Below are 8,050 nucleotides of genomic sequence, written 5' to 3'. Positions count from 1 at the left end.
TGCGCGCCCGGTACGCCGCCTCGTGCAGCGCGAGCAGATGCTCCTGGCCCGCGCGATCGGCCCCGGCCACCCGGCCCAGCGCCTCGGCGGCGCCGCGCGGCGGCATCTTCTCCCCGTTCAGATAGCGGTGCCAGGCGGACTTGCTGTACGCGGTCTTCCGGGCGAGGCCGTCCAGGGAGAGCCCGGTGCGCTCCTTGAGCGCGCGGAGTTCGGCGACCAGGAGCTGTTCCGGGGCCTCGAGCGTGTCGGGCAGCGGTCGCCAGCGGGACACCATGTGCGCCTTCCTTTCCCGCCCTGCCCGCGGTTGTGGGACCGCGGGCCTCAACAGGACGTCCGGGACGCCCATTTCATCCCGGATGTCGGAAGGATGGGTACCCAGGGCGGGCGCCGGATGACACCCCTTCGGCGCGATGCGCGACATGTCAGCTGAGCGCTTTGTAGTACAGCCTGAATCCGCGCCCGCCTGCCGGTCCTTCGGTGAAGCCCAGGCACAGCCGGGGCGCGGCACCGGCCGTGCGCAGCACCGCGAGGCCTTCCGGCTCGCGTGGCTGCAGTGCGGCCCCGGTGCGTTCCGCCTGCTTGCGCACCACGCGCCCGGAGCGCATGTCGATGCGGTACAGCAGCGTGTTGCCGCCCGACGCCTCCGGGTTCTTCGCGCCGTACGCGCTGCCGAGCAACTGGTAGGCGTAGCCGTCGTACAGGGCCATCCCCTGGAAGGGCAGGCCGAGTTCGGCTCCCGGCTGGGCGATGTCGGCGAGCCGCCGGAAGGAATGTGCCCGGAACCGGTCGAGGCCGTACAGCGCGAGGCGGGGTGCGCCCTGCTTCTTGTAGCGCAGGAGCAGCTGTCCGTGCTGGGTGTCGAGGGCGGGGCAGTTGCTCGTCGAGCCGGGCAGGGGGCGGTAGGTCGTGAGCGCGGCGCTGTCACGGACGAGGACCCGGCCGTCGGCGAAGGCGAACCGGCACACTCCCCGCCCGTACCCGGACGCCGGGTTGGCATCCCACTCCGTCCACAGCCGTACGCCACCGGTCGCGGCCGAGCGTTCGACGCCGATCGAGCCGCCGTGCCCGAACCCCGTGAGGTACATGTGCCCGGCGGGGGAGCCGTCCAGCGTCAGCCGGTTCAGGCACAGGTCGCCGCGCTCCGCCCGCTGCGCGTGGGTCAGGTCCGCGTTCTCGCCCGGGAGCCGGACCCCGCCGGCCACCACCTGCAAGGCGTAGACGTGGCCGTGCTGCTCGTCGAACGCGAAGGACTGCAAGACGGTCGGGTGCCGCAGCCGCCCCGCGAGCAGCGGGGACCCCGCGGCGGACAACGCGGGCAGGCGGGCGGGGGCGGGAGCCGAGGCGAACGCGGGCCTCGCGGAGAGGGCGGCGGTCGCCGTGAGCGAGGTCGCGGCCAGGCGGAGCACGGATCTGCGGGACATCTCCAAGGGAGCCTCCAGGAAGTGTTCAGGGAGCGTGTGCGGGAGTCTTCGAGGCACGCGGACAGGTGGCCCGCACGTCCGCGACGGCGAACGTGCGGGCCACCCGAGGTCATCCGGAGGCGGTCACGCCCACCGGGATGTCAGCGCCTGCTTCAGCACCACGGAACGGAGCGGAAGGGGGTGACGTAGCCGGCCGAGACGTAGCCCTTGCGGTGCGAGAGCTTGTACCAGCGGGAGTTGCCGCGGACGCTGGAGCCGTGCTTCTTGCAGGCCAGTGCCTGCACGCTGCCCGAGCGGACGGTGCCGAGCACCCGGTAGCCGGTGCCCGGGCCGGAGCGGACCTTCAGCGCGATGTGGTGCGGCGTCACCACTCGGCCGTGCACGGAGTGGTGGTGGCCGGTGGGGTGCGAGGTGGCCGGGGCGGAGGCCATTGCGGCCGCGGGGAACATCGCGACCGCGGCGACGGCGGCGACCACTGCGTTGCGCACCATGTGTCGGTTCATCGTGGAACTCCTCGAGTGACGTTGCGGGTTCACCGGAGCGTGACCCTGCGTCACTCAGCGTTTCCGACTGCTCACACGATGATGCTGTCCCACTCGTCCCAGGGAGAAAGTGGGACAGCCTGAGATCGACGGGTACCGCCCGGGACCGTGCGACGCGCCCACCGGAGCCGTCGCCACGGGGACTCCCGTCGGCTCAGCTCCCGTCGCCGTACGCCTGCGCGATCTCCTCCGACCCGGCCCACTTGCTGTACGTGGGGGCCTGCGGCCAGCCCTCGGGGGAGTCCTGCCAGACCTCCTGGCGGCCGTACGGCAACAGGTCGACCAGACCGAACAGGTGGCTCAACTGCTCGGTGCCGCGGCCGTCCGTGTGCCAGGTCCGGTAGACGGTGTCCCCGTCGCGCAGGAACACGTTGACCGCGAAGCCGGCGTTCGGCGGGGCGCCGACGTCACTGCCGAACGGGCTGTTCGCCGTCGAGTACCAGGTCATCTTGTTGCCGACCTTGCGCTTGTAGGCGAGCGCCTGGTCGATGGGGCCCTGGGTGACGATCACGAACCGCGCGTCGAACTTCTCGAGCCCCAGGAGCCGGGTGAACTGGGAGGTGAAACCGGTGCAGCCGCCGCACTGCCACTCGGAGTCCTCGAACCACATGTGGTTGTAGACGATCAGCTGCGGATGCTCGCCGAAGATCTCGGCGAGCCGGACCGGACCGTCCGCGCCCTCGAGCACGTAATCGGGCATCTCGACCATGGGCAGACGACGGCGCTGCGCGGCGATGGCGTCGAGCTCCCGGGTGGCGGCCTTCTCCCGCACCCGCAGCGCCGCCAGCTCCTTTTCCCAGGTGGCGGCGTCTACGACGGGCGGCTGGGCATCGTGGGTGGTGGACATCGTGCCTCCGGAGCGATGGATTGCCAGGCGGCAGCGGACTCCGCCGCCTGCAGTACGGACTCCGCCGCCGCCTGGAACTCATCGGTCCGGCCCACCCAGGACCCCCGTGTACGGGCTGCGGTGCTCAGGCGTGGGCGGTGCCCCGCTGGTGCACCTCGCCGGTCATGTCCTCCAGCTCCTGGCCCGTGGTCTCGGGGACCTTGGTGCGGGTGAAGACGAGGGCCATCACCGCGAAGAACGCGAACGCCCCGTAGAGCCAGGACAGGCCGACGTGCTCGGTCATCGGCTCGAAGGAGAAGGTCACGATGAAGTTGAAGATCCAGTTCGCCGCGGTACCGATGGCGAGCGCGTAGCCGCGCATCCGGTTCGGGTACATCTCGGCGAGCATGATCCACAGGATCGGGCCCCAGGAGAGGGCGAAGAAGACCACGAACACGTTCGCACCGACCAGGGCGACCGGCCCCCAGGAGCCGGGCAGCGTGACGTTCTCGCCGGTGCCGTGCTGCTGCGAGAAGGCGACCGCGGCCATGGCCAGGCCCACGAACATGCCGATCGAGCCGATCGTCAGCAGACGCCGCCGGCCCACGCGGTCGACGAAGAGCATCGCGACGACCGTCATGACCACGTTGATGCCCGCGGTGATCACCGAGGTGATGAACGAGTCCCCGGTGCTGAAGCCGACCGAGTGCCACAGGGTCGTGGAGTAGTAGAAGATCGCGTTGATGCCGATGAGCTGCTGGAGCGCGGCCATGATGATGCCCACCCACACCAGCGGGTGCAGTCCGAAGCGGGAGCCGCGGATGTCGGCGAACGAGGGCCGGCGCTCGGCGGAGATCGTCTGCTGGATCTCGGCGACCTTGGCCTGCGGGTCGTCCTCGCCGCTGATCCGCTCCAGGACGGCCGCCGCCTTGTCCAGGTGGCCGCGGGAGACGAGGTAGCGCGGTGACTCGGGGATCATCAGCGCGAGCACGCCGTACACGACGGCGGGGACCACGCCGACGAGGAACATCCAGCGCCACGCCTCGATGCCCCACCACAGCTCGCGGGAGGGGCCGCCGGCCCAGTGGGACAGGAGTGCGTTGGAGCTGAGCACCACCAACTGGCCGATGGTGATGGCGAGTTGCTGCAGGGAGCCGAGCGCGCCGCGGCCCTTGGCCGGGGCGATCTCGGAGATGTAGGCCGGGGCGATCACGGAGGCGACGCCGATGCCCAGGCCGCCGACGACGCGCCAGATCAGCAGGGACGGCACGTTGAACGCGGTCGCCGTGCCGACGGAGCTCAGGATGAAGAGGACGGCGCCGATCACCATCACCGTGCGCCGGCCGAAGCGGTCGGCCAGGCGCCCGGCGAACCAGGCGCCCGCGGCGCAGCCCAGCAGCGCGATCGAGACGACGAAGCCGGACATGAAGGAGCCCAGCGTGAACTGGTCGGTGAGGGAGTCGACCGCGCCGTTGATCACGGACGAGTCGAAGCCGAAGAGGAAGCCTCCGACGGCTGCCGCGATGGCGACGCCTATGGCTTTGCCACGGGTTCCGCCTTGTGACAACGTTGTCATTTTCATGGTACTGGACACTGCGTGCACACCTGTTTCGCTTTACTGCAGTTCCTCTGCCGCGGTGGGGTGCGCTGCGTGCGCCACCCGCCGACCCGACGGAGCGTCTCCACGCTAGGGCGCGTCCGCCGTCGTGCGCAATGATCGCTTGCAAGGTGCGATCCTCACCACAAAGATCGCACGCGCCCGCGACGCCGCTTCCCGGTCCCGGTCCGCCGGTCATGGCCAGGGGTGTGTCCGCCCGGCTGCGGCCTCGATCGACGGGAGCCCCAGGCCCGGGGAATTCCCAAATATTCCCTCAAGGAATCGCGCAGCAAAGCAACAAACATTGACGCGAACGAACAGGATGTCTACGTTCCGGCTCTGGCGAAGAAACACAACTCGCCGCCTCCGCACTTGAGTTGGGCTCCACCTCCACCCCTGGGAGCACATCATGCGCAGAACGTCCCCTCCCGCCGGAAGATCCGGCGTTCCGTCGCCCCTCGGCCCGCTCGCAGGAGCACGCAGGGCCGCGCTGTCCGTCCTCGCCACCTTGGCCCTCGTCCTCGGCGCGCTGCTCAACATGCCGGGCCTCTCGCACGCGGCCGCATCCCTTCCGTGCGACATCTACGCAGGTGCGGGCACCCCGTGCGTCGCCGCACACAGCACCACCCGCGCCCTCGTCTCCTCCTACAACGGCCCGCTCTACCAAGTGAAGCGGGCATCCGACGGTGCCACCAAGGACATCGGACTGCTCGCTCCGGGCGGTTATGCCGACGCCGCCGCGCAGGACGGCTTCTGTCAGAACACCACCTGCTCGATGAGCAAGATCTACGACCAGACCTCGCGGCACAACGACCTCAGCCCGGGGCCCGCCGGCACCGCCGGCATGGGCGCCGACCGCGGTGCCGACGCGAGCGAGATCTCGGTGACGGCCGGCGGGCACAAGGTGTACGGCATCTGGGTCTCGCCCGGCGTCGGCTACCGCTCCAACGGCCAGGCGTCGGGCACGGCGGTCAACGGCCAGGCCGAAGGCGCCTACATGGTCGCCAGCGGCACACACGTCGGGTCCGCCTGCTGCTTCGACTACGGCAATGCCGAGCGCACCCCCGCCGACACCGGCAACGGACACATGGATGCCGTGTCCATCGCCACCACCTGCTACTTCGCTCCGTGCACCGGGTCGGGGCCCTGGGTGGAGGCCGACCTGGAGAACGGCATGTTCCAGGGGGCCAACGGCTCCAACACCGCCAACCTGGGCAACAACACCCCTTACGTGACAGCGGTGTTGAAGAACAACGGGCAGACCAGATACGCCCTCAAGGGAGGCAACGCACAGTCGGGAGCCCTGTCGACCTGGTGGGACGGCGCTCTGCCCAACCGGGGCGGGTACATGCCGATGCAGCAGGAGGGCGGCATCATCCTGGGCACCGGCGGTGACAACAGCAACTGGAACCGCGGCACGTTCTTCGAAGGCGTGATGGTCTCCGGCTACCCGACCGATGCCGCGGAGAACGCCGTCCAGGCCAACGTCACCTCCGTCGGTTACTCCGGCCAGACCGACGAGCCAAACGGTGACCAGCGCAAGTTCACCGGCCCCGGCGGCAAATGCGTCGACGTCAGTGCGGACGACACCGGTGTCAACGGCGCGGCGGTCCAGCTGTGGGACTGCCAGAAGTACGCCGAGGACCAGCACTGGGCGCACCTCGCGGACGGCACTCTGCGCACCCTGGGCCGCTGCCTGGACATCGTCGGCAACGGTACGGCGGGCGGCGCCAAGGTCGAGTTGTGGGACTGCAACGGGGTCGGCGGCCAGAAGTGGGTGACCCAGTCGGACGGTTCGTTGCTCAATCCGCAGTCGGGCCGCTGCCTGGACTCGCCGAGCGGCGCCACCGCCAACGGCACCCGACTGCAGATCTGGGACTGCAACGGCGCCGCCGCCCAGAAGTTCCACCTGAACTGAGCACCTCGGGACCGCACGGGGCGGGGGCACACACGATCAGGGCATCGTGTGTGCCCCCGCCGCTGAGCGCTTCAAGGCTCAAGAAGCGCGACGGTTCCGGCCGGGGCCGTGATGCATCGGAGCTGCCCGAACAGGGTCACTGGACGGCGGCGGTCTCCGCGGCTTCCGCTTTCTCCTGCGCCTTCGCGGGGTCCGAGCGCTTCGGGCCGCGCAGGGCGACGTAGACGAGCAGGACCCCCATGACGGTGACGCCTGCCCACATGGCCTGCTGCCAGCCCTCGACGAAGGACTGCTGCGCGCTGTGGACGAGGGCCCGGGAGTGGCTGCCGGTGCTCGGGGCCACCGCGACGGCGTTGGCGATGCCGTCGCGTGCGGAGTCCGCGGCTCCACGGGGAAGGCCGGCGAGTTTGTCGTCGATGGCGCTGCGGTAGCCGCCGGCCAGGAGCGCGCCGAGCAGCGCGACGCCCAAGGCGGTGCCGAGTTCGCGGGTGACGTCGTTGAGGGCCGAGGCGACGCCCTGCTCGGCGCGGGGCAGGGCGCTCGTGAGGGCCTCGGTGGAGGGCGTCATCGACAGGCCCATGCCGGTGCCCATGGCGAGCATGCCGGCGAGGATCGACGGGTAACCGCCGTCGACGGAGACGAACAGCGCCATCAGCGCGAGACCGACGGCGGACAGGGCGATGCCCGCGGTCATGGTGGAGCGGGCGCCGACCCTGGCGGCCATCTTGGGGGCCAGTGCGGACGTCAGCATCATCATGACGGCCATGGGCATCATCGCCGCGGTGGACAGCAGGCCTGACCAGCCCAGTACCGCCTGGAAGAAGGGGAAGAGGACCACGGCGATGCCGGCCTGGACGCCGAAGACGACGAGCAGCGTCAGGGAGCCGCCGGCCGGCCCGCGCTCACGGAAGAGCCGCACGTCCAGCAGGGACGCGTCGCGGCGGTGCAGTTCCCAGGCCACGAAGGCGAGGGCGGCAGCGACTCCGACGGTCAGGCTGATCAGCGTGACGGGATCGGTCCAGCCGCGCTCGGGACCTTCCTGCAGGACGAAGATGAGGCCGATCACGGCGAGGGCCGACAGCAGTGCGCCGAGGGCGTCGAAGGAATGGGCGGAGCGTTCGCGGGAGTTGGGCACCGCCTTCAGGGTCATTGCCAGCGCGACGACGACCAGTACCACGGGCAGCACGAAGAGCCATCGCCAGTTCGCGACGTCCACGAGGAGCGCGGAGAGGAACATGCCCAGGATGCCGCCGCCTCCGGCGACCGCGGTCCACACCCCGATCGCCTTGCCCCGTTCCTTCTCGGGGAACGTGGAGGTGATGACGGCCAGCGTGATCGGCATGATCATCGCGGCGCTGACGCCCGCGGCCACCCGGGCGCCGATCATCACCGCTGCCGACGGGGCGAGCCCGGCGACGACACTGGCCGCGCCGAAGACGATCAGTCCAGTGACCAGCATGGGCTTGCGGCCCCACCGGTCGCCGATCGCACCGAGCGGCAGCAGCAGGGCGGCCAGGGCGAGGGTGTAGATGTTGATGATCCACAGGACCGTGGTCTGCGAGGCGCCCCATTCGACGGCCATGTGGGTCTGGGCGACGTTCAGCCCGGACACCGAGGCGATGACCGCCATCAGCGCGATCGACACGGCGATCAGGATCGCCCGCAGCTGACGCGCATCCGGTGTTCCCCCGCCGCCTACGGGCGCGGCCGCCACCGGGGACAGCTGGTTGCTACTCATGGATTCCT

At 70.2% G+C, this 8,050-nt stretch carries 7 protein-coding genes; 1 reads left to right on the top strand and 6 read right to left on the bottom strand.

The annotated features are described in order from the left end of the window. From G3I40_RS36570 to G3I40_RS36550, 5 genes are all read right to left on the bottom strand, one after another. On the bottom strand, window positions 1-274 hold a 274-nt coding region (locus G3I40_RS36570), incomplete at its 3' end, for a helix-turn-helix transcriptional regulator (RefSeq protein ID WP_203645411.1). A 148-nt stretch (window positions 275-422) separates the two neighbouring features. Next, the gene (locus G3I40_RS36565) at window positions 423-1,421 is read right to left on the bottom strand and encodes a teichoic acid biosynthesis protein C (RefSeq protein WP_164559127.1); all 999 of its coding nucleotides are present in this window, start codon (window positions 1,419-1,421) and stop codon (window positions 423-425) included. Between the two features lie 152 nt (window positions 1,422-1,573). After that, window positions 1,574-1,924 (bottom strand): SH3 domain-containing protein, encoded by a 351-nt coding sequence (locus G3I40_RS36560; RefSeq protein WP_164559126.1) that lies wholly within the window; start codon window positions 1,922-1,924, stop codon window positions 1,574-1,576. A 193-nt stretch (window positions 1,925-2,117) separates the two neighbouring features. Next, window positions 2,118-2,810: a DUF899 family protein gene (locus G3I40_RS36555; RefSeq protein ID WP_164559125.1), complete on the bottom strand. Its 693-nt coding sequence runs from the start codon at window positions 2,808-2,810 to the stop codon at window positions 2,118-2,120. 124 nt (window positions 2,811-2,934) lie between these two features. Next, window positions 2,935-4,371, bottom strand: coding sequence for a sugar porter family MFS transporter (locus G3I40_RS36550; RefSeq protein ID WP_203645410.1), 1,437 nt, complete (start codon window positions 4,369-4,371; stop codon window positions 2,935-2,937). A 424-nt stretch (window positions 4,372-4,795) separates the two neighbouring features. Here G3I40_RS36550 and G3I40_RS36545 point away from each other — a divergent pair, with 424 nt between their 5' ends. Further along, window positions 4,796-6,304, top strand: coding sequence for an arabinofuranosidase catalytic domain-containing protein (locus G3I40_RS36545; RefSeq protein ID WP_343245132.1), 1,509 nt, complete (start codon window positions 4,796-4,798; stop codon window positions 6,302-6,304). Window positions 6,305-6,440: 136 nt separating this feature from the next. On the opposite strand, the gene G3I40_RS36540 is transcribed toward G3I40_RS36545, so the two are convergent. Further along, window positions 6,441-8,042 (bottom strand): MFS transporter, encoded by a 1,602-nt coding sequence (locus tag G3I40_RS36540; RefSeq protein WP_164559123.1) that lies wholly within the window; start codon window positions 8,040-8,042, stop codon window positions 6,441-6,443. Between the last annotated feature and the right edge of the window lie 8 nt (window positions 8,043-8,050).

Source organism: Streptomyces sp. SID14478, from assembly GCF_010548525.1.
Taxonomy (GTDB): domain Bacteria; phylum Actinomycetota; class Actinomycetes; order Streptomycetales; family Streptomycetaceae; genus Streptomyces.
Note: the sequence above shows the minus strand (reverse complement) of the source record. Positions and strands in the feature narration are given on the sequence as shown.

Coding starts and splice junctions, on each gene's coding strand:
- G3I40_RS36565 (WP_164559127.1), bottom strand. CDS start 1,421: ATGTCCCGCAGATCCGTGCTCCGCCTGGCCGCGACCTCGCTCACGGCG.
- G3I40_RS36560 (WP_164559126.1), bottom strand. CDS start 1,924: ATGAACCGACACATGGTGCGCAACGCAGTGGTCGCCGCCGTCGCCGCG.
- G3I40_RS36555 (WP_164559125.1), bottom strand. CDS start 2,810: ATGTCCACCACCCACGATGCCCAGCCGCCCGTCGTAGACGCCGCCACC.
- G3I40_RS36550 (WP_203645410.1), bottom strand. CDS start 4,371: ATGAAAATGACAACGTTGTCACAAGGCGGAACCCGTGGCAAAGCCATA.
- G3I40_RS36545 (WP_343245132.1), top strand. CDS start 4,796: ATGCGCAGAACGTCCCCTCCCGCCGGAAGATCCGGCGTTCCGTCGCCC.
- G3I40_RS36540 (WP_164559123.1), bottom strand. CDS start 8,042: ATGAGTAGCAACCAGCTGTCCCCGGTGGCGGCCGCGCCCGTAGGCGGC.